Origin of the sequence: Xanthobacter sp. YC-JY1 (assembly GCF_021730305.1) — a bacterium.
GTDB classification, from domain to species: Bacteria; Pseudomonadota; Alphaproteobacteria; order Rhizobiales; family Xanthobacteraceae; genus Xanthobacter; species Xanthobacter flavus.
In genome coordinates, this window is the sequence record NZ_CP032674.1 from 972114 (window position 1) to 992386 (window position 20273).

General features: G+C 67.0%; 19 protein-coding genes. 10 read left to right on the forward strand and 9 right to left on the reverse strand.

All coding sequences use genetic code 11. The features are described from left to right. Nucleotides 1–120: 120 nt before the first annotated feature. From D7006_RS04550 to D7006_RS04580, 7 genes are all read right to left on the reverse strand, one after another. On the reverse strand, nt 121–1578 hold the full coding sequence (locus D7006_RS04550; RefSeq protein ID WP_237355712.1) for a multicopper oxidase family protein: 1458 nt from the start codon (nt 1576–1578) through the stop codon (nt 121–123). A gap of 58 nt (nt 1579–1636) precedes the next feature. Then, on the reverse strand, nt 1637–2011 hold the full coding sequence (locus tag D7006_RS04555; RefSeq protein ID WP_229643638.1) for a hypothetical protein: 375 nt from the start codon (nt 2009–2011) through the stop codon (nt 1637–1639). Nucleotides 2012–2022: 11 nt separating this feature from the next. Further along, nucleotides 2023–5154, reverse strand: a complete 3132-nt coding sequence (locus tag D7006_RS04560) for an efflux RND transporter permease subunit (RefSeq protein WP_237355713.1) — start codon at nt 5152–5154, stop codon at nt 2023–2025. Nucleotides 5155–5163: 9 nt separating this feature from the next. Further along, a complete protein-coding gene (locus tag D7006_RS04565; protein WP_237355714.1) occupies nt 5164–6807 on the reverse strand; it encodes an HlyD family efflux transporter periplasmic adaptor subunit in 1644 nt (547 codons plus the stop codon). Nucleotides 6808–6885: 78 nt separating this feature from the next. Beyond that, nucleotides 6886–8214, reverse strand: a complete 1329-nt coding sequence (locus D7006_RS04570; protein ID WP_237355715.1) for an ATP-binding protein — start codon at nt 8212–8214, stop codon at nt 6886–6888. Beyond that, entirely contained in the window at nt 8211–8924 is a 714-nt protein-coding gene (locus tag D7006_RS04575) for a response regulator (RefSeq protein ID WP_237355716.1), read from the reverse strand. The genes D7006_RS04570 and D7006_RS04575 overlap by 4 nt, the downstream gene beginning before the upstream one ends. 76 nt (nt 8925–9000) lie before the next feature. Further along, entirely contained in the window at nt 9001–10026 is a 1026-nt protein-coding gene (locus tag D7006_RS04580) for a LysR family transcriptional regulator (RefSeq protein ID WP_237355717.1), read from the reverse strand. 136 nt (nt 10027–10162) lie between these two features. Here D7006_RS04580 and D7006_RS04585 point away from each other — a divergent pair, with 136 nt between their 5' ends. From D7006_RS04585 to rhmD, 4 genes are all read left to right on the forward strand, one after another. Next, nucleotides 10163–11005 carry a fumarylacetoacetate hydrolase family protein gene (locus tag D7006_RS04585; RefSeq protein ID WP_237355718.1) on the forward strand — a complete coding sequence of 281 codons (843 nt, stop codon included), beginning with the start codon at nt 10163–10165 and terminating at the stop codon, nt 11003–11005. 11 nt (nt 11006–11016) lie between these two features. Beyond that, nucleotides 11017–11769 carry an SDR family NAD(P)-dependent oxidoreductase gene (locus tag D7006_RS04590; protein ID WP_169124473.1) on the forward strand — a complete coding sequence of 251 codons (753 nt, stop codon included), beginning with the start codon at nt 11017–11019 and terminating at the stop codon, nt 11767–11769. 136 nt (nt 11770–11905) lie between these two features. Next, on the forward strand, nt 11906–13216 hold the full coding sequence (locus D7006_RS04595) for an MFS transporter (protein WP_169124474.1): 1311 nt from the start codon (nt 11906–11908) through the stop codon (nt 13214–13216). A gap of 67 nt (nt 13217–13283) precedes the next feature. Next, nucleotides 13284–14468, forward strand: coding sequence for an L-rhamnonate dehydratase (gene rhmD / locus D7006_RS04600; protein ID WP_237355719.1), 1185 nt, complete (start codon nt 13284–13286; stop codon nt 14466–14468). A gap of 168 nt (nt 14469–14636) precedes the next feature. Here the strand turns inward: rhmD and D7006_RS04605 are convergent, their stop codons facing one another. Next, nucleotides 14637–15452 carry a DUF1345 domain-containing protein gene (locus tag D7006_RS04605; RefSeq protein ID WP_237355720.1) on the reverse strand — a complete coding sequence of 272 codons (816 nt, stop codon included), beginning with the start codon at nt 15450–15452 and terminating at the stop codon, nt 14637–14639. A gap of 691 nt (nt 15453–16143) precedes the next feature. Here D7006_RS04605 and nhaA point away from each other — a divergent pair. Continuing rightward, nucleotides 16144–17472 (forward strand): Na+/H+ antiporter NhaA, encoded by a 1329-nt coding sequence (nhaA, locus tag D7006_RS04610; RefSeq protein WP_237356851.1) that lies wholly within the window; start codon nt 16144–16146, stop codon nt 17470–17472. Here the strand turns inward: nhaA and D7006_RS04615 are convergent. Next, complete coding sequence (locus tag D7006_RS04615) at nt 17467–18330, reverse strand: transglutaminase family protein (protein WP_229643135.1); 864 nt, start codon at nt 18328–18330, stop codon at nt 17467–17469. The genes nhaA and D7006_RS04615 overlap by 6 nt on opposite strands. 383 nt (nt 18331–18713) lie before the next feature. On the opposite strand from D7006_RS04615, the gene D7006_RS04620 reads away from it, so the two are divergent. The 5 genes from D7006_RS04620 (at nt 18714) to D7006_RS04635 (ending at nt 20182) form a co-directional block, all read left to right on the forward strand. Next, nucleotides 18714–18926 carry a cold-shock protein gene (locus D7006_RS04620; protein WP_169124477.1) on the forward strand — a complete coding sequence of 71 codons (213 nt, stop codon included), beginning with the start codon at nt 18714–18716 and terminating at the stop codon, nt 18924–18926. Between the two features lie 203 nt (nt 18927–19129). Continuing rightward, on the forward strand, nt 19130–19258 hold the full coding sequence (locus D7006_RS25275) for a hypothetical protein (RefSeq protein WP_256444955.1): 129 nt from the start codon (nt 19130–19132) through the stop codon (nt 19256–19258). Nucleotides 19259–19267: 9 nt separating this feature from the next. Continuing rightward, complete coding sequence (locus tag D7006_RS04625; protein ID WP_169124478.1) at nt 19268–19573, forward strand: hypothetical protein; 306 nt, start codon at nt 19268–19270, stop codon at nt 19571–19573. Between the two features lie 27 nt (nt 19574–19600). Then, nucleotides 19601–19864 (forward strand): DUF1488 family protein, encoded by a 264-nt coding sequence (locus tag D7006_RS04630; RefSeq protein ID WP_169124479.1) that lies wholly within the window; start codon nt 19601–19603, stop codon nt 19862–19864. 96 nt (nt 19865–19960) lie between these two features. Next, entirely contained in the window at nt 19961–20182 is a 222-nt protein-coding gene (locus D7006_RS04635; RefSeq protein WP_169124480.1) for a hypothetical protein, read from the forward strand. Nucleotides 20183–20273 lie beyond the last annotated feature (91 nt).

Consider the following 20273-nt stretch of genomic DNA (forward strand, 5'->3'; position numbering starts at 1 on the left):
GATGAGCGCGGCGATGCCGAGCACGACAAGGGCCAGGATGAGGAGGCCGAAGAGCCACATCCCCCACATGCCGCCGCTCATCATCTGATCGTAGTGCATGACGGTCTCTCCTCTGCAGGATCAGGCCACCTTCAGCACCGCCATCATGCCGGTGGCCATGTGATAGAGGTGGTGGCAATGGAGGAACCATTCGCCCTTCGGTCCGGCGTCGAAGGCGATGGTTACGGGCATGTGCGGGGGCACCATCACCGTGTCGCGCACCGCCCCGGGGAAGCGCTTCCCACCTAAGCCGACCACCTGGAAATGATGACCGTGCAGGTGCATGGGATGGCTCATGCCAGTGGGGTTCATGAAGGTCATTTCCACCCGCTCTCCAGGGCTCACAACAAAGGGCTCGGCCTCGGCATGGGTCCGCCCGTTGATGGTCCAGCGGTAGCCGGCCTCCTCTCCAAGCATGATCGGAAAGACCTTGTCGGCCCTCCGCCGCACGAGCGGCGTGCGGGCGGAAAGGCGCGCCTCGAAGTCGAGGTCGAGCAGCCCCTGTGGACGCTCGGCGGCCTCGGGGATGCGCGGGACGGACGCGCCGGCGGTCGCGAGGACGAGGCCGGTGCGGCGCGGCGAGGCCTCAACCTGCGCCAGCACGGGGAAGGCGCCGCCACCGGCGGGTATTTCCACCATCAAGTCTATGCGCTGGCCCTGCGCCAGCGGAAAGGCTTCCGCCAGAAGAGGCGCGCAGGGCACGCCATCGACCGCGATGCAGCGCGGCGAGAGGCCCGGTGCCGAGATGAAGAAGGCGGTGGCGGTACCGCCATTGATGATGCGCAGCCGCACCCGTCCGCCCTTCTCCACCCGCACCACGTCGGGATCGCCGAGGGTGCGGCGGTTGGCGAGGAAGGCGTCGTAGTCCACATCATTGGCGTGGGTCATCATCCCGCCGCCCATGCCGCTCATGCCATGCCCGGAATGGTTCATTCCCGGCATGGCCATCCCCGGCATGCCCTGCATGGTCCCGCCCATGCCGTGGCTGCCATGGGCGCTGCTCCCGCCGAGCCCGGCGAGGATCTCCTGCGGGCTGCGGAAGGAGAAGTCGTGCAGCATCACCACCACGTCCTGCGCGTCGCCGGCGTCGGCCTCGCGGGTGACGAGGGGAGCGGCGAGCAGTTGCTGTTCGCTCAGGGTGTGGGAATGCATCCAGTGGGTGCCGGGCGTGAGCGGGAAATCCACCTGGTCCGTCCCGCCGGGCCCCAACTCGCCGCCGTCGGGGCGGGCCCGGTCCTGGTCCGGCGGGGCGAAGATCTGGCCGTGCCAGTGCATCACTGCCGGGGTGTCGGAGGCGTTGAGCACGGCGCCGGAGAGGCGGTCGCCCTCTCTGGCGAAGATGCCCTCGCCGGCCGGCCCCTTTACCGCGAAAACCTTGGCGGCTTTGCCGTTCACGTCGAGGGTGAGGCTCTCGACGGTCAGGAGCGGGGCTGCGAAGGCGCGGTTCCACCCGCCGGAAACAGCGAGCGCGCCCGCGGCGGCACCGCCCGCGAGGAAGGCGCGGCGGGAGAGCCGGGGAATTGGCATTGGTCGGGTCATGGTAGGCCTCTCGGAGGCATCGCCGGGCAGACGAGGCGAGGCGCGCTTCATGTGGGTTTCAGTATTTGGCCTGAGCGGAGGAGCCATCCGGAGCCGTGATCTGGACGGCGCCCTTCACCCCCTTGGGAATGGCCACGGCTGCGGTGCCGGCAAGCCGGTTGCCTCCGGCGGGAGACAGGGGAAAGCGCTGGGCCTTGCCCTCCACCACGAGGATCGCGTTCGCCTTGAAGCCCGCGGCCGCGACGGGCTTGTCGGATCCATCACTGAGATAGAGCGCGACGGCGGGCGTGCCGTCGGCCACCAGCTCGGCGTGATAGTGGCCGGCATCCACCCGCACACCGCCATTGGCGCCGGTGCCGGGCTCGTGCGCGAGCAACGGCGTGGCCGAGAGGGTGACAGCGAGGAGGGCAGGAACGAGGCGGCGGAAAATCATGGCAGGCTCCGTCAGAAGGCGTCCGCGCGGGCGGCGCCGGCAAGGGAAGAAGCCTCGCCGGCCGCGGCCACCAGCCGCTCCAGCGGGCGGCGGCCGAAGCCGAGGACGAGGACGGGGGTGAGCACGGCGTCGAGCAGCGTGGCGCTGACGAGGCCGCCGAAAATCGTGATCGCGACGGGGTGGAGGATCTCCTTGCCCGGCACTTCCGCCCCGCTCATGAGCGGCAGCAGGGCGATGCCGGCGGACGTGGCGGTCATCAGCACCGGGGTCAGCCGCTCAAGGCTCCCGCGCATGACGAGGGCCGGGCCGAAGGGCAGGCCCTCGGATATGGCGAGATTGATGATGTGGCTGATCTTCAGGATGCCGTTGCGCGCGGCGATGCCGGTGAGCGTGACGAAGCCGATCATGCTGGCCACCGAGAGCGGCTGCCCGGCGAGCCACAGCGCCGTAACAGCGCCGATGAGTGCCAGTGGCACGCTGCCCATGATGACGAGCGCGAACAGCGCAGAACGATAGCGGCTGTAGAGGATGGCGAAGACCAGCAGCAGCGACACCGCGGCGAGGCCGCCGATGGTGCGCATGGAGTCTTCCTGCGCCGCGAATGTGCCCTCAAGACTTGCAGAGATGCCGGGCGGCAGGTCTGTCGCGGCGATGACGCGGCGCATGTCGGCGATGATGGCCGCCGTGTCGCGGCCTCCGGAGGTATTGGCCAGCACTACGATGCGCCGGCGCCCACCCTCGCGCAGGATCTGGTTCGGCCCGTCCGTCTCCTTCACGTCCGCCACCTGCGAGAGGGGAACCCAGCCGGTGGGGGTCTCGATGAGGAGGCGGGCCAGGCCCTCGGCGCTCCGCGTTGCGTCGGGGAGGCGGACGATCAGGTCGAATCGGCGGTTGCCGTCCACGAGGGTCGAGACCACGCGACCGTTCGAGAGCCGCGCCAGCGCGTCCGTCACCTGGGCGGGCTGGAGGCCGTAAAGGGCGGCGCGGCCATAATCCACCTGCACGGTGACTTCGGGCACGCGCACCTGCCGCTCCACCTGCAGGTCCGCGAGGCCGGGAATGGCGGCCAGACGCTGGCGCAGGGTTTCGGCCGTGGCGCGCAGGGTGTCGAGGTCGTCGCCGAACAGCTTCAAGGCGATCTCGGCCCTGACGCCGGAGAGCATGTGGTCCAGCCGGTGGGAGATGGGCTGGCCCACATTGAAGGAGGCGGGCAGGATAGAGAGCCGGTCGCGGATATCGGCGGTGATCTCCGCGCGGCTGCGGACGGAGGGCTGAAGGTCGACCTCGATCTCGGAGGCGTGCACGCCCTCCGCATGCTCGTCCAGTTCGGCCCGGCCGGTGCGTCGGCCCACCGCCTTCACCTCCGGCACCTCAAGGATGATCTTTTCGGCCATGAGCCCCATGCGATGGCTCTCGGCCAGCGAAAGGCCGGGCCGGAACGACATGGAGATGGTCAGCGAACCCTCGTTGAACGGCGGCAGGAACGCGCGCGGCAGGCCCGCGGCGGCGGCCAGCGCGGCGATGAAAAGGAGCGCAGTCACGCCCATCACCAGTCGCTGGTGGCGGAAGGCGGTGGCGAGCAGGGCTGCGTAGCCACGCTTCAGCATGCGCACCAGCGCGCCGTCCCGCTCCGTATGCCGGCTGATGGCCGGGAGCAGGTAGAAGGCGAGCACCGGCGTCAGGGTGATGGAGGTGAGAAGGCTTGCGAGGATGGAAACGATGTAGGCCTGCCCCAGCGGGGCGAACAGCCGCCCCTCGATGCCGGGCAGCGCGAACAGGGGCACGAACACCAGCACGATGATGAGTGTCGCGTAGACGATGCCCGAGCGCACCTCTCGGCTCGCCGCCACCACCACGTCGAACACGGGGCGGGGCGCCGGGGCGGCGGCATTCTCGCGTAAACGCCGGAAGATGTTCTCCACGTCCACCACGGCATCGTCCACCAGCTCGCCGATGGCGATGGCGAGGCCGCCCAGCGTCATGGTGTTGATGGAGAGGCCGAAGGCGTGGAACACGATGGCCGTGGCGAGGATCGACACCGGGATGGCGGTGAGCGAGATCACGGTGGTGCGCCAGTTGAGAAGGAAGGCGAACAGCACCACCGCAACCACCGCCATGGCTTCCATCAGCACCTTCTCGACGTTGCCGATGGAGGCGGCGATGAAGTCGGCCTGCCGGAACACGGGCGGGGAGATGCGGATGCCGTCGGGTAGCGTGCGGTTGAGATCGGCCACCGCCTCCTCCACCGCGCGGGTCAAGGCGAGGGTGTCGGCCTCCGGCTGTTTTTCCACCGAGAGGATCACTGCCGGGCGCCCCATATAGCCGGCATCGCCGCGCTTCAGCCGCGCGGCATAGTCCACCTGCGCGATCTGGTGGAGGAAGACGTTGCCTCCCGCCGGGCGGGGCAGCACGAGGTTTTTCAGGTCATCGAGGCCGAGCGTGCGCGCGATGTTCCGGATCAGGAACTCACGCCCGTTTTGGTCGGTGAAGCCGCCGCCCGAATTGGTGCCGAATTGCTGGAGCGCCTTTTCCAGGGCATCGAGGGTGATGCCATGGGCGCGCATCGCAGCAAGGTCCGGCGCGACGCGGAACTGCCGCACCTCGCCGCCCAAGGGGATGACCTGCGCAACACCGGGAATGGCGAGAAGGCGCGGGCGGATGACGAAGTCCGCCGCCTCCCGCATCGCCATGGGCGAGGCGGTGTCGCTGGTGAGGGCGAACATCAGGATCTGCCCCATGATGGAGCTGATGGGCCCCATCTGTGGAGCGACGTTCGCAGGAAGCCGGTCCCGCACGAGGGCGAGGCGTTCCGCGATCTGCTGGCGATTGCGGAAGATGTCCGTGCCGAAGTCGAACTCCGCATAGACGACGGAAAGGCCCACGCCGGACGCCGAGCGCAGGCGGATGAGGCCCGGCAGGCCGTTCACCGCGGTCTCCAGCGGGAAGGTGACGAGCTGTTCCACCTCTGCCGGCGCCAGGCCCTCGGCCTCGGTCATGATGGTGACGGTGGGGCGGTTGAGGTCTGGCAGCACGTCCACCGGCAGCCGCGTCACCGCGTAGGCACCGTAGACCACCAGCACGAGCGCGAGTGCGAGCACCAGCAGGCGGTTGCGCAAGGATTGGGTGACGAGGACGGTGAACATCGGCCGGCCTCAGCGAATCTGGTCGATGAGCTCGGCGCCATCGGTGACCACGCGCTGGCCGGGAGAGAGACCCGCCAGAACCAGCATGCGGGCGGCGTCGAGGGGCGCGGTCTTCACCTCCAAGGAGACGAAGCGCTCGGCACTGACGTGCGCATAGACGATGGATTGGCCGTTCGCCCCGCGCACCACCGCAGAGCGGGGGATCGCGATGCCAATGCGCGGGGCGCCGGCCTCGGCGAATACCGTCAGGAACTGGCCTGGGCGCAGCTCCCCGGTATCCGAGGCGACCGAGAACAGGAGGGGGAGCGCCTGCGCGCGTTCGGATAGTCCCGCCCCCAGAAAGGCGAGGTCCACGGTGCGCCCGTTCGGCAGGCGGCCGGTGGCGCCCGATCGGCCCGCATCCGGCGAGAAGCCGAGAGCCTCCACCCACAGCCGGCCGGGATCGACGATGCGGAACACCACGGTGTTCGGGTCCGCCATCTGCCCCGCCACGGCATCGGCGGCAGCGATGACACCGGCGACTGGGGCACGAAGGGCTTCCGGCTCGCGCTGCACCCGCTCCAGCTTGGTGCGGCGGGTCTTGAGGCCGTTCAGCTCGATTTCCGCCTCCTCCACCTCGCGGCGGGTGACGGCGTTGGGAATCGCGGAAAGCCGCTCGTAGCGGCGCTTCACGAGAGCGATCTGCTGATCCAGCTCGTAGCCCTGCTGCTCCAGGTCCTTGAGGTCGGAGGCGCCGATGGGCGGATGCACGTAGGCGAGGATTTCGCCCGCAGCGACCTTGGTTCCGAGTGGCTTGAAGCCGCCCTCGGGTGGCGCGAGGCGGCCGCCCACAGCGCTCTGCACGAGGCCGCTCGCATTGGCGTCCGGCACCACGCGGCCGGGCAATTCCACCGTGCCGGCGAAGGCGCCCGAAGCAGTGACGAGCGTGCGCACGCCGAGAATGCGCTGGGTCGGTTTGGGCACGATCACCGAGCCGTCGGGGAGGCGCTGTGCCATGTCGCGCGGAGCGGGCTTCGGCGCGTCCGCCCGGGCGTCACGTGCTCCGGCAAGCGCGAGGCCGACCGCCCCAAGGACCAGGAGCGCCCCCACCCGCCGCCGCGACACGACAAGCGCCCCGGTGAGGAAACCGATGAGGAGGCCCGCCGCAACGCCCGCGAGCGCGCCGGACGGTGCCCCGCCGATCAGCGCCAGCGTCGCCGGCGCGGGCGGCCTCGCATCGGATGAAGGTACTGCCGGCCCAATGGTCAGGGTGCCGGCAAGCACGTCCACCGTGTCGCCTGCCGTGACGGTGAAGGCGATATCGTGCGCGCCCGGCGTCGTCGCGAACGGCGCGGGCAACACATAGGTACCCGGCCCGGCGGGGTTTGCGGGCTGCGAGCCTTCCGGCGTGTCCACCTCGACGGCGGGGCCCTCCACCGGAGCATTGTCGGCGAAGCGGTCGAGATAGATCGTCAAGATGCCGTCGCGCAGCACCGCCACCAGTTCGAAATCGGAGGAGGCGGCCTCGACGCGCGGGGCAAGGGTCGTCACCTGGGGGGGCGGTGGCGCCCCATGGTCATGGCCTTCATGGGCCGCAGCGGGGCCGGACAGCGCTGCGCAGGCGAGAAGCCCGCACAGGCCGAACACGACGTTCCGCAAGAAATGGCGCCCCATGCCTCAACCCGTCCGCTCGTGATGCCGGTACGGGTGAGTGATAGCGGGCGGCGCGTCACGCCGCGTATCGCTTCTGTATCAGTTTGTTTCAGCCTGGACCTTGGGCAGGCGCACCGTCACGATCAGTCCGCCATCGGGAGCGTTGGCGAGGGTCAGAGTGCCGCCATGCGCCTCGGCCACGGTGCGCGCGATGGTGAGGCCGAGCCCGACGCCGCCGGTCGCGCGGCTGCGCGAGGCCTCAAGCCGGACGAACGGCTCCAGCACGGCGGCCAGTTGCTCCTCGGGAATGCCGGGGCCGTGGTCGCGCACCGCCAGCGCGGCTGCGGCGCCCTCGTCCGTGAGCGTCACATGGGCGGAGCCGCCATACGTGAGGGCATTCTCGACGAGGTTGGACACCATCCGCTTCAGGCTCACGAGCCGTCCCGCCACCACGAGGCGCGGCGGGGCGGAGAGATCGGCGCAAAGGCCCCGGTCCCGCGCTCCGTCCACGATGTTCTCCACCAGCGCCACCAGATCGAGCGGCCGCACCGGCTCGTCGCTGGCCTCGCCGCGCAGGTAGGAGAGGGTGGCATCCACCATCTGCTCCATTTCCGCGATGTCCTCGGCCATGGCGTGGCGCAACGGCGGATCGTTCACATCCTCCAGGCGGAAGCGCAGCCGCGTCATGGGCGTGCGCAAATCGTGGGAGACGGCGGCCAGGGCCTGCGTGCGACGCTCCACCAGTCCGGCGATGCGCGCCTGCATGCCGTTGAACGCATGGGCCAGCTCGCGAACTTCTTTGGGGCCGGTCTCGGGGAGCCGCACGAGGGGGGCGGCGGGCGGCAGGGCCGCAACCGTGCGCGCCATGGCCCGGAGCGGGCGGGTGAGCCACGCGGCGATGGCGAGCGAGAGCAGCAGCACGCCCGCCGCCATGAGCGTGGTGGAGAGCAGGGATCCATGCGCCCCCGGCGCCTGCGGGGCGGAGGCGAACAGGCGGGCGTTGAGCCAGCTGCCGTCCGGCAGCCGCACCGCCACGAGACTGAGATGCGGATCGGCCCCGGCACTCACCAGCACGTCGCCGGCCTGAAGCTCGGGCGCCAAGGCGCGAACTTCCTCGGCGAGGCGCTGGGCGGCTTCGGTGGCGCGGGCGCGGGCGCCGGCCGCGGCCATCGCCTCCCGGCTCCAATGCGCGTCGATGGCGCCGCCAGACAGATCGTGGGCCACATCCTCGCGGCTTTCCGGCGCCACGGCCGCAAGCGACCGGCGCAGGGAGACCAGTTGGTCCGCGAGGCGCACCGCGTGGGCGGCGTGGCGCTGGCGCTCCATGGCGTGCTCGTAGGTCCACAGGCTGAGCACATGCACCACGACGATGCCCAACACCGCGACCACGGCGGTACGCATGGCGAGGCTGTCGAGGGCACGGATCACGAGCGCTCCACCTCCGGGGCGAAGAAATAGCCCGCGCCGCGCACCGTCTTCACCATCTCCAGGCTCCCGTGGGACTCGAGCTTCTTGCGCAACCGGCTCACCTGGATGTCGATGGCGCGATCGAAGCCCGTGGCGGTGCGGTTCTTGGCGGCGTCCATCAGCTGATCGCGGTTAAGCACCCGCTGGGGGTGCTCGAGGAAGGTCAGCAGCAAGTCGTATTCCCCAGTGGAAAGGTCCACCACCGCGCCTTCTGGATTGGTCAGTTCCCGCCGGCGGGCGTCGAGCGTCCAGCCGGAGAACTTCAGGCTCGAACCGGTGGCAGTGGGGACCGTGTCCGAGGGCCGTGTCCGCCGCAGGACGGCGTGGATGCGCGCGAGCAGCTCGCGCGGGTTGAACGGCTTCGCGAGGTAGTCGTCGGCGCCCAGCTCCAGCCCGACGATCCGGTCCACGTCGCTCCCGCGCGCGGTGAGCATGATGATGGGGACGTTGGAGCTACGGCGCAGATCCCGGCACAGATCGAGGCCGCTGACGCCCGGCAGCATGATGTCGAGAATGATGAGGTCCACGGGGCCGGCGGCCATCGCCTCCCGCATCTCGCGGGCATCCTGCGCCGACGTCACCTTGTGCCCGTGCTCACGCAGGAACTTACCGGCGAGCCGACGGATCTCGGCGTCATCGTCGACAATCAGGATGTGGCCTTCAGGGGACACGGTCGCTCGCTCCTCGGAGCCGCATTTCTATCGCTTCGACGATGCCGCGCAACCGCAATCAGGCCGGAGATCGCCGTCATTTCTGGCGCGGGTTCCGCGGACTGGGAAGGGTGTCGGCCCGAGCCTGGGGCTTTCGACCTGCGCCGCCTGGATTCATGCCCTCACCCGCCTCCCGCGCGACGAGGGCCTTGAGGATGGCGAGGAATTCCGCGGCGTTGGGCGTCGTGACCACGCCCTTTCGCGTGACGATGCCGTAGGGCTCCAGCTCGCCTTTCACCTCCAGCGGCAGGCGGACGAAGCCGCCGCCGGCCACTTCCTGGGCCACGATCGTACTCGGCAGCATGGAGACCATACCCGCATGCCGCACCAGGTTGAGCGTGGCGAAGATGGAGGAGGTCTCCACCAGATTGTCCAGCGTCCTCAGGCCCGCGGCGGCGAAAGCGGTGTCGATGAGCCGCCTCATGGGGCTTGGTGCCGGCTGGAGCACCCATGGCAGGTCGCCCATATCGGCAAGGTCGAGATGGCGCCGTCCGGCGAGCGGGTGGGAGGCGGCCGCGAAGGCCCACAGCTCCTCCTTGGACAAGGGCTCGAAATCGAACTTCGCCCCGTCCTCGCTGGTGGGCAGGCGGCCGATGACGAGGTCCAGTTCGCCCCGCCCCAGCGCCGCGATCAGCTGGTCCGAGGTGGTGGCGAGCACCTGGATGGTCATGAGCGGGCGCTGCCGCTTCAACTCGGCAATGGCGCGGGGCAGGAGGTCGGAAGCGGTGGCCATGATGGCGCCCAACGCCAGCGCGCCATAGCCACCGCGCTTGAGATTGGCGAGGGCACCGGCGAAACGCTCCCCGTCCGTCAGCGCCCGGCGCGCATAGTCCACCACATGTGCACCGATCTCGGTGGCGAGCATGGCGCGCGGCGTGCGCTCGAACAGCTTCACCCCCAGCGTTTCCTCGAGATCCTGCAATATCTTCGTGGCGGCCGGCTGCGTCATGTTCAACTCAGCCGCGGTGCGACGGAGATTTCCGGTGCGCCCCAGCACGTCCACGAGGCGCAATTGCTTGAAGCGCAGGCGCGAGAGGAGCGCCGTGGGTCCGTGGTCGCGCATCGCGATAACCTGATGGAATAGGCTGAACAGATCTTCTCATTATCCCGTTATCGCTCAGTCGGCTAGCGTCCCCCCGAATTGGCTCGAACCGGTCCGGCCCATAACGGACGAACGGCGGACCGATGGGAGGAAACACATGAAGCTCGTTCGCCATGGCGCGGCGGGGCAGGAGCGCCCCGGCCTGATCGATGCGGAAGGCCGCCTGCGCGACCTCAGCGGCATTGTCCCGGACATCGCCGGCACCGTCCTCCTTCCCGAAAGCCTCGATTGCCTCAAGGCCATCGACCCGGCGACCCTGCCGCTGGTGGAAGGCAATCCCCGCATCGGCGCCTGCGTCGGCTCCGTGGGCAAGCTCGTCTGCGTCGGCCTCAACTATTCCGACCACGCGGCCGAGAGCGGCCTTCCGGTGCCCTCCGAGCCGGTGCTGTTCATGAAGGCCACCAGCTCCATCGTCGGCCCGAATGACGATGTGGAGATCCCCCGCGGCTCGAAGAAGACCGATTGGGAAGTCGAGCTGGGCATCGTCATCGGCAAGCCCGCCAAGTATGTGAGCGAAGAGGATGCCCTCTCCCACGTGGCCGGCTATTGCGTGATCAACGACGTGTCCGAGCGTGAATTCCAGATCGAGCGCGGCGGGCAGTGGGACAAGGGCAAGGGCTGCGACACCTTCGGCCCCATGGGCCCGTGGCTCGTTACCGCCGACGAGATTTCCGACCCGCAGGACCTCCACATGTGGCTGGAGGTGGACGGCAAGCGCTTCCAGGACGGCTCCACCCGCACCATGATCTTCGGCGTAGCGCACCTCGTGAGCTACATCAGCCAGTTCATGAGCCTGCAGCCGGGAGACGTCATCTCCACCGGCACGCCTCCGGGCGTCGGCCTCGGGCAGAAGCCCCCGCTCTATCTCACGCCGGGCCAGACCATGCGCCTCGGCATCCAGGGCCTCGGCGAGCAGCGCCAGACCACCGTGCAGGGCTGAGGAACAGCGCCATGACCAATATCGATCTCAAGGGCCGCGTGGCCATCATCACCGGTGGCGCGCGCGGCATCGGCTATGCGACGGCGCAGCGCATGCTCGCCTCGGGTGCGGAAGTCTCGCTCTGGGACATCGACGCCGCCCGCCTCGAGGAAGCCGCCGCAGAACTCGCCAAGGCCGGGACTGTCTCCACCGAGATGGTGGAACTGACCGACGAAACGTCCGTCACCGCCGCCGCCGCGAATGTCGTGGCGAAGCACGGCAAGATCGACATCCTCGTCAACAATGCCGGCATCACCGGCGGCAACGGCAAGACGTGGGAACTCGCCACCGACGTATGGCGTCGGGTGATCGACGTGAACCTGGTCGGTCCCTTCCTCACCTCCAAGGCGGTGGTGCCGCACCTGCTGGCGAACGGCTGGGGACGCATCGTCAACGTCGCCTCCATCGCCGGCAAGGAAGGCAACCCCAACGCCTCCCATTACTCCGCCTCCAAGGCGGGCCTCATCGGCCTCACCAAGTCGCTCGGCAAGGAACTGGCGCAGTCGAACGTGCTGGTGAACTGCATCACGCCCGCCGCCGCGCGCACCGAGATCTTCAACCAGATGAAGCAGGAGCACATCGACTTCATGCTGTCGAAGATCCCCATGGGCCGCTTCCTGGAAGTTGACGAGGCGGCCGCGCTCATCACCTGGCTGTCGTCGGAAGATTGCGCCTTCTCCACCGGAGCGGTGTTCGACATCTCCGGCGGCCGCGCGGTGTATTGACCGCAGCCCGAAAGTTACTGGCGGCGTGACGCCGCCGTCTCCCCGCGCGCCCCGCCACCCTGGGGCGCGCCAAGACAAGAGTCGTCCGGGAATGAGCCCGAGACGGCCGGAGGCAACGTTTCCCATGGAGAGGCTCATGCCCGCCCCGTCCGCGTCGCTTCAGGCGACGATTTCCAAGGTTACCAAGCGGCTCCTGCCGTTCCTTTTGCTCATGTACGTGCTCGCCTTCCTCGACCGGGCGAACGTGGGCTTCGCCAAGAAGGCGTTCCAGGCCGACACCGGCATCTCGGACGCGGCCTTCGCGCTCGGCGCCTCCATCTTCTTCCTCAGCTACGCGCTGCTGGAAGTGCCCTCCAACATCATCATGCACAAGGTGGGCGCGCGCATCTGGATGGCGCGCATCATGGTCACCTGGGGCCTCATCTCCGCCGCGATGATGTTCGCGCACAACGAATTCACCTTCTACGTGCTGCGCGTTCTGCTGGGCGCTGCCGAGGCCGGCTTTTTCCCGGGTGTGATCTTCTATCTCACCTTGTGGTTCCCCTCCTTCGCCCGCGGGCGGGCCATGGGCCTGTTCTATTTCGGTGCGCCGCTCGCTTTCATCTTCGGCTCGCCGCTGTCCGGCCTGCTGCTGGACTGGCATGGCCTCGGCGGACTGCATGGCTGGCAGTGGATGTTCATGGTGGAAGGGCTGCTCGCCACCGTGGTGGGCGTGTGGGCCTATTTCTACCTCGACAACAAGCCGGCTGACGCCAAGTGGCTGACTGCCGCCGAGAAGGACGAGCTGACCCGCGTGCTCGCCGCCGAGGAGACCCACAAGACCACCCACGGCCCGGCGCATCTCCTCTCCGCCATGCGCAACATGAAGGTGCTGCACTTCGCCCTCATCTATTTTCTCATCCAGATGAGCGTCTATGGCGTGGTCTTCTACCTGCCGACGCAGGTGGCGAACCTGCTCGGCACCAAGGTTGGGCTTCAGGTCGGCTTCGTCTCCGCCATCCCGTGGGTGTGCGCGCTGGTGGCCGCCTATGTGCTGCCCCGCATGGCGGATGCCTCGGGCAACCGGCGCGGCTATGCGGCGGCGATCCTCGCAGTGTCCGGTCTCGGCATCGCGGCCTCCGTCGCCACCACCTCCCCGGCGCTGGCGCTGATCGCGCTCTGCTTCGCGGCGGCGGGCTTTATCTCGGTGCAGCCCATCTTCTGGACCTTCCCCACCGACTATCTCGGCGGCGTGGCGGCGGCGGGCGGCATCGCCCTCATCAACTCGCTCGGCGCGCTGGGCGGCTTCGTGGCGCCCAACGTGAAGACCTGGGCGGAGGCGGCCTTCGCCTCCCAGGCGGCGGGCCTCTATGTGCTCGCCGGCACCACGCTTCTTGGCGCGCTGCTGATCCTTGCCATCGGCCAGTCCCGGGCCCTTCCCGTTGCTCCGGCCACGCGCCGCGCGTGACCCTCGACGCCTGATTTCGACCATGTGACGCCCCGCGCCAGGCGCGGGGCGAAGAGGAGACAAGACCATGGCCATGCCGACAATCAAGGCGGTCCGCGCCTACACCGTGCGCGGCGGCGGTGCCGACTATCATGACACCCAGGGCTATCACTGGATCGACGACCACATCGCCACCCCCATGGCGCGCTATGAGGAATACCGGCAGAGCCGCCGCTCCTTCGGCATCAACGTGCTCGGCACGCTGGTGGTGGAAGTGGAGGCCTCCGACGGCACCATCGGCCTCGGCGTGACCACGGCGGGTGAGATCGGCGCCTTCATCGTGGAGAAGCACCTCTCGCGCTTCCTCATCGGCCGGCAGGTCACCGAGATCGAGAAGATCTGGGACCAGATGTATTTCTCCACCCAGTTCTACGGCCGCAAGGGCGTCGTGGTGAACACCATCTCGGGCGTGGACATCGCCCTGTGGGACCTCCTCGGCAAGCTGCGTGGCGAGCCGGTGCATGCGCTTCTCGGCGGACCCGTGCGCGATGAGCTGCAGTTCTACGCCACCGGCGCGCGGCCTGACCTCGCCAAGGAGATGGGCTTCATCGGCGGCAAGCTTCCTTTGCTGCACGGCCCGGCCGAGGGCGACGAAGGCCTGAAGAAGAACATCGAGAAGCTCGCCGACATGCGCGCCAAGGTCGGCGACGACTTCTGGCTCATGTACGACTGCTGGATGAGCCTCGACCTCAACTATTCCATCCGCCTCGCCCAGAAGGCGCAGGAATTTGGCCTGAAGTGGATCGAGGAATGCCTCTCCCCCGATGACTATTGGGGCTATGCGGACCTCAAGCGCAACGTGCCGAAGGGCATGCTGGTGACAACCGGCGAGCATGAGGCCACGCGCTGGGGCTTCCGCATGCTGCTGGAGATGGACTGCTGCGACATCATCCAGCCCGACGTGAACTGGTGCGGCGGCATCACCGAGCTGATCAAGATCTCGGCGCTGGCGGATGCCCACGGCAAGCTCATGGTGCCCCACGGCTCGGGTGTCTACAGCTACCATTTCGTCATCACGCGTCATAACAGCCCGTTCACCGAAATCATCATGAGCGCGCCCAATGCGGACGAGGTGCGCCCCGCCTTCAGCCCGCTGCTGCTGGACGAGCCGGTGCCGGTGAACGGCCGCATGAAGGCCTCCGCCCTCGACAAGCCAGGCTTCGGCGTGCGGCTCAATCCCGAGGTCCAGCTCCACAGGCCCTACGCCCCCTGAGCTGGACTCTTCCTCTCCTCCCAGCTGGCCGGCGCCGTGTGCGCCGGCCTTTTTTTATTGCGTTCTGCCGCCCGTCCCGAGAACGTGGCGGCGTTTCAGTCCGTGATCGGCTGGAGCACCAAGGCAGCGCCGCCAACGTTGTGAATGCGGCGAGCGCGTAAGCGGAAGTCAGCCGCCCAGCGAGTTGATGCTGAATGCGAGAATGCCGATGTTGAAAATGAAGGCGGCCAGGCAGTGGAATGTCACGGCTCGGCGCATATGCATGCTTGTCACCTCCACATCGGAGGTCTGGAACGTCATGCCGAGGCAGAAGGAAAAATAGATGAAATCCCAATATTTTGGCTCCGGCGTCTCGGGAAATGCCAGGCCGCCAAGATCTGTCTCGTCTTTTGAATTCGTGTAATACAAGTGTGCGTAGTGAATTGTGTAAACCGTATTGCTGAAGATCCAGGCCAACACCAGCGTCAGCACGATCAAGGCGATTGTCCCGGGTCCGGCGTTCCCCTTTTCCATTAGCTCGCTGGCAACAATCGTGAGGATCAACAGCCCCATGACAAATGTGAGCGCCAGGAGCGCCGGCCGATTGGCGTCATTGCGCTTGGCGTTCGCGCGCATGTCGCTTGGCGCATCGTCCAGCAGCTCGTAGCAGGACAGGAGGAAGGTGGCCGAGGCGACGTCGAACCCGATCATGAAGCCAAGGCGCCAGCCCGCGAACCAGATCGATCCGCCACCCACAAGAACGAGCAGTACCGCGAACGCGATAAAGCGCGCCGGGGCAATCACGTTACCGATGCTGCGCCGGGTCGCCTGTGAGGGGAGTAATGGCATCAGGTCCCTTAATCTACAGCCCAATGGTGAGAAAAATGGGCTGCCTGACCAGGATAGCGGATCAGTCGTCGTTCGTCGCATCGAGCTTCCCGCCCAGGTGCCTCGAGTTATCATCACGGCGCCCATTGCGAGCACCAGCCTCGTCTTCGCGGTCACGGAAGTTACCTGACCCAGGGGAGCCGTTCCGACGGGCACGATGAGATCCAACGGTTTTCTGCCATGGATCAGCCGGCGTGGGGGAACCGGGTGCAGTCTGCCTTTTGCCGTTAAACACAAATTGTCGATCTTGTTCCAAGCGTCGGCGGTAAAAATTGAAAATAGATCCCATGTGAATTGGATATAAGCTCGAAATTTCCGAAATTCCGGCAGGTGGTGAAAGCAAGAAAAGGTCGAAAATTGTAAAATTGATCGCCCTGTGATAGGTGTTCACTATGAATGACATCAACCAAAACAAGCCCTCCGATCTTACAGAGACGGCGGTCGCAATCGCAAGCTGGGAGGGGGAGGGCGGTGCGCCTATGCATCGATGGGACGCCCTTGAGGTGCGACAGCGCCTTGACTGGATCAAAGAGGTGCATTCTCGAATGCTTGGGCGCGGCTGTTTTCAAGCTAGGGAACGCATCGCAAGCTTCAGTTGAGCACGCCCTCTTTCGAGGGCGACGGTCCAAGCCGCGTAGCTCAGCACGGCTGGAGGCGCTCGGCGCGCGCTTTATCCAGCACCATAGACACTCTGCCGCCAGTATGGCTGTGAAGTTCTAGCTCGATCCGAGCAGCAATACTGCGATGCCGCATGCGCTTCCGCCCACGGCGCATCCGAGGGCGACCCATAATGCAATCTGCGAAGACTATCGCGAACGGCCTGGGCCGGCTTCCTCAGGAGCCCGCAGACCGTTTCACCAAGCCGTTCATGCGCTTCCTGCGCATCGAAAGCATGGCCAGCGCGGCGCTGCTGCTCGCCACCGTCGTGGCCCTCGGGCTCTCCAATTCTCCCTGGTCAAAGACGTTTCTCGCGGTCTGGGACATGCGCGTGGGCCTGGAGATCGGCCACATCAGCTTTTCCCGCTCGCTGCAGCATTGGATCAACGATGGTCTGATGACGCTCTTCTTTTTCGTCGTCGCCCTTGAGCTCAAGCGCGAGATCGTTCTGGGAGAACTGCGCGACCTGCGAACCATCACGCTCTCGCTTGCGGCCGCGCTGGGGGGAATGGCGGTGCCGGCGGCCCTGTTTCTCCTGCTGCAGGGCGGCGGTGAGGGCTGGCATGGCTGGGGGGTGGTGATGGCGACGGATACCGCTTTCGTCATCGGCGCACTCGCTGTGCTGGGAAACCGCGTTCCCTTGAGCCTGAGGTTGTTCCTGCTGTCGCTGGCGATCTTCGACGACATGGGCGCGATCCTGGTGGTGGCCATCGGCTATGGCGGCACCATCTCCTGGATTCCCATCGTCCTTGCCGGCGCCGGATTCGGCCTGGTGGCGGTCATCTCGCGGTTGGGAATTCGCAGCATCCCGGCCTATTTCGCCATCGGTGGCGCCATCTGGCTGGCGCTGGACGCTGGCGGCATTCACCCGACCCTGGCCGGTGTGATCCTTGGTCTCATGACGCCGGCCCGGAGCTGGGTCAGCGGCATTCGCCTGCATGCGATCTTCGATCGTGTGATCGCCTATCCACTCGATGAGCATTGGACCGGCGACAGCAAGGGGCGACAGGACCTGCAGCGGGCCAGGATCGCCGCGCGCGAATCCCTTTCGCCCATCGAGCGCCTGGAAATGCTGCTCCATCCCTGGGTGGCGTTTGCGGTCATGCCGCTCTTTGCCCTGGCGAATGCCGGCGTCAGCATCGTGCCGGCGGAATTTCACCGCGGGCTTGCATTGGCCGTCTTCGCCGGCTTCGTCCTGGGCAAGCCTGTCGGCATCGTGATGTTCAGCGCGATCGCCGTCGCGCTGCGCCTCGGCAAACGTCCGGCGGAGCTGTCCTGGGGCGTGCTGGCGGCGGGGGCCATGCTCACGGGCATCGGCTTCACGATGGCCCTGTTCATCGCCGAGATGGCGTTCGAGGGAGGACTGCTCACCTCGGCGAAGCTCGGCATCCTCGCGGCGTCCGTGGTCTCGGCCGCCGGCGGGCTGCTGGCCCTGATCCTGCTGACCTCCTCGGGGGCGCGGCGCCCCGTCCCGTCATGACGTGACGTGGACGTCCACCGTCATGCCGCCGAAGGCGTTGCTGTCGCCGATGAAGCTGCCCTGCACGGGGATGGCCTGGCGTATGTCGCGCACCACGGCGACCGGGATGAGATTGAACCCGCCCATGCTGCGATTGGTGGGATCGAACGGGATCCATCCTGCTCCGGGCACGAACACCTCCGCCCATGCGTGGGTGGAGCCCATGCCCTGAGACCCCACGAATGTTCCGGCGGGGTTGTAGAGATAGCCCGACACGATGCGCGCGCCGAAGCCGAGGCTGCGGACCGTCTCGACGAACAGCACCGCGAAATCGCGGCATGAGCCCCAGCCGCGATCCAGCGTGTGCGTCGGCGACTGTGTGCCCTCCTCGTCGCGGCTCTGATAGGAGATCTGCCGGGATACGCCGGCGCTCAGATCCTTGAGCAGCGAGAGAGTGTCGGTGGACTTGCCCCGAACGAAGCCCATGGCCCAGCTCCGCAGCCGGCCGCTGGCATCGGGAAACTGGGGGACCCCCAGCGCGCCAAGATCGGTCCATTCGTCGGCGGAATAGCTGAACGGAAAGGACGTGGCGGTGCCCGCGATGGCGAACACCGGCCACGGCACGGCATCGAGCTGGAGCTCTGTCGTGCTCTCGATGACCAGTTGATCGCCGGACGTCGAGAAGTTCGCCGTGGCGACCGCGTTGCCGAAGACATCCTGAGCCCAGTTCACCGTCGCCGCCGGGGTCAGGATCAGCTGGTTCGATGTCACCCGCAGGTCGCGGCTTTCCCGGGGGCGGAGCATCAGTCGATGCGGTCCGAAGGTCACCGGCCGATGGAAGCGGTAGGTGGTGGTGTGGCGGATCTGGAGAGGAATCAAGTGCGCTCCATGGGGCTCGACCACGCCCGAGGTCTTTGACGGGGCTGCAAGGCAGCACGTCACCCGGCCCGGGTTCCGGCGGTTGAAGGGGGCCGGCCAGGCTCTGCGTTCGCATCGTGAGACGCGCCGCGGAGCAGCCCAGCCAAGGCCCCTTGCCGGTAGCATATAATGGACCAACCGCCGCGCCAAAGCAGAGGCGTTTATAAAATAATCTTGCAAATCGAGGCGGCGGGGAGCATATTCGCCCAGTCGATACAAAGCCTGATCATTTGGATCTCCGCGGATTTTATTCTTGCGCCCGTCCAAAATTCTCGCCCGAAAATGCGATTTCGACACCCGGCTGTGAGCCGGCCTGCTAAATACTGAAAATAGAAAGGGTTCCTATGACTGAGGGAACCGTGAAGTGGTTCAACGCCCAGAAGGGCTTTGGATTCATTGCCCCCGATGCGGGCGGCAGCGATGCGTTCGTCCACATCAGCGCTGTCGAGCGCTCCGGCCTCGGCGATCTGCGCGAAGGCCAGAAGGTGGGCTTTGAGCTCGTCGTTGATCGCAAGAGCGGCAAGATGGCCGCGGACATGCTCAAGGATCTGAGCTGAGCTGATGGCCGGCGGCCCGAGCCTTTCGGGAATGCCGGCCTGCCCATTGTTGCCGAAGGCTGACCGCGGATGTACCGGCAGTCCCGGTGGCGATGTGCCATCCCATGCCCTGCAGAGCGTCCGACGCCCTGTGGCCCTTGAGGTCGCAGGGCGTTTTTCGTCTCGCCGGCAGGATCTACCCACGTGCCCGAGAGGAGACTGCCATGGCCAAAGGACAGATGCGCGGCAACCGCGAAACCAAGAAGCCGAAGAAGATCAAGGTGCCCGAGCCGCCGGCGTCGTTCGTGAAAGGGTCTCCCGTATCCTTGGGTCCGCCTAAGAAGAAAGGCTGAGGTGATGTCATGAACGTCCGCACCCGTGAAACCACGGTCACGTTCGATCACGCCTTCCACCTCAGCGAGGCGGATGGCGACCTTCCGGCGGGAACCTACCGTCTCGTCATCGACGAGGAGCAGCTTCTCGGCGTCTCCTTCCTGGCCTACCGGCGCATGGCGACGATGCTGCACACGCCCGCCCTCGCGGCGCCCCCCGGTCGAAACGAATGCTTGTCGGTGAATGCCGCCGAACTCGATGCCGCCTTGTTGAAGGACCAGCAGACATCCGCGAGGGCGCGCGAAGCCCCTTCGGCGGACGCGCTCCTCCTTTGATGGACGTGCCGCAAACAGGAGGCTTCCATGACCCTTCAGTTTCCCAACGCCAGCCGCGTCTTTGATCCCGTCAGGCGTTGCGTGACCTTTTGGGGGCACGATTCCGCCTTCGAAGTCGCGTTCCATCTCGACGCCGATGTCCTGACGCGTTTCAGTCCCCAGAGCGGCCATGACGAGGCCGCGTCCCTGCGCACCTTCGACACCAACCGGCAGCGCATCGAGCGCGCCGCGAGCGGCGTCTATGCGCGGCGGCGGCAAAGCTTCCACCGCCTGTCCACGTCCGACTTCTAGGGCCCACCATCGGCCGGCGCCCCGGCCCCCTTCGCGCGATCGTATGCGAGCCGCGCGTCGCACGCCGTGCCTCCGGCAAGAAAGGCGTTCGATCGCATGAACAAGGGCCTCAACATCGTTTTCCAGTCGCTCGACGCGGAGCACGTCCTCGCCCGGGTCATCTGGCGCGAGCAGGACAGCGGCGGCGGTAGCCTCACGCTTGAGATTCCCGTCCGCAACAGCGCGGCCGCTCCCAAGAGCACCGAGCAACTCCAGGCCGACGCACGCGCCCTTGCCGTCCGCTTCGCCCGCGCCTTCGCGGACACGATCCAGGATTAGCGCGGTGTCCCGCCGGTCATGAGACCGCACGCGAAGCTGCGCACGTCGGCAGCACTTTCCGCACGGCCGATCATCGGCCGCACCACGCGGT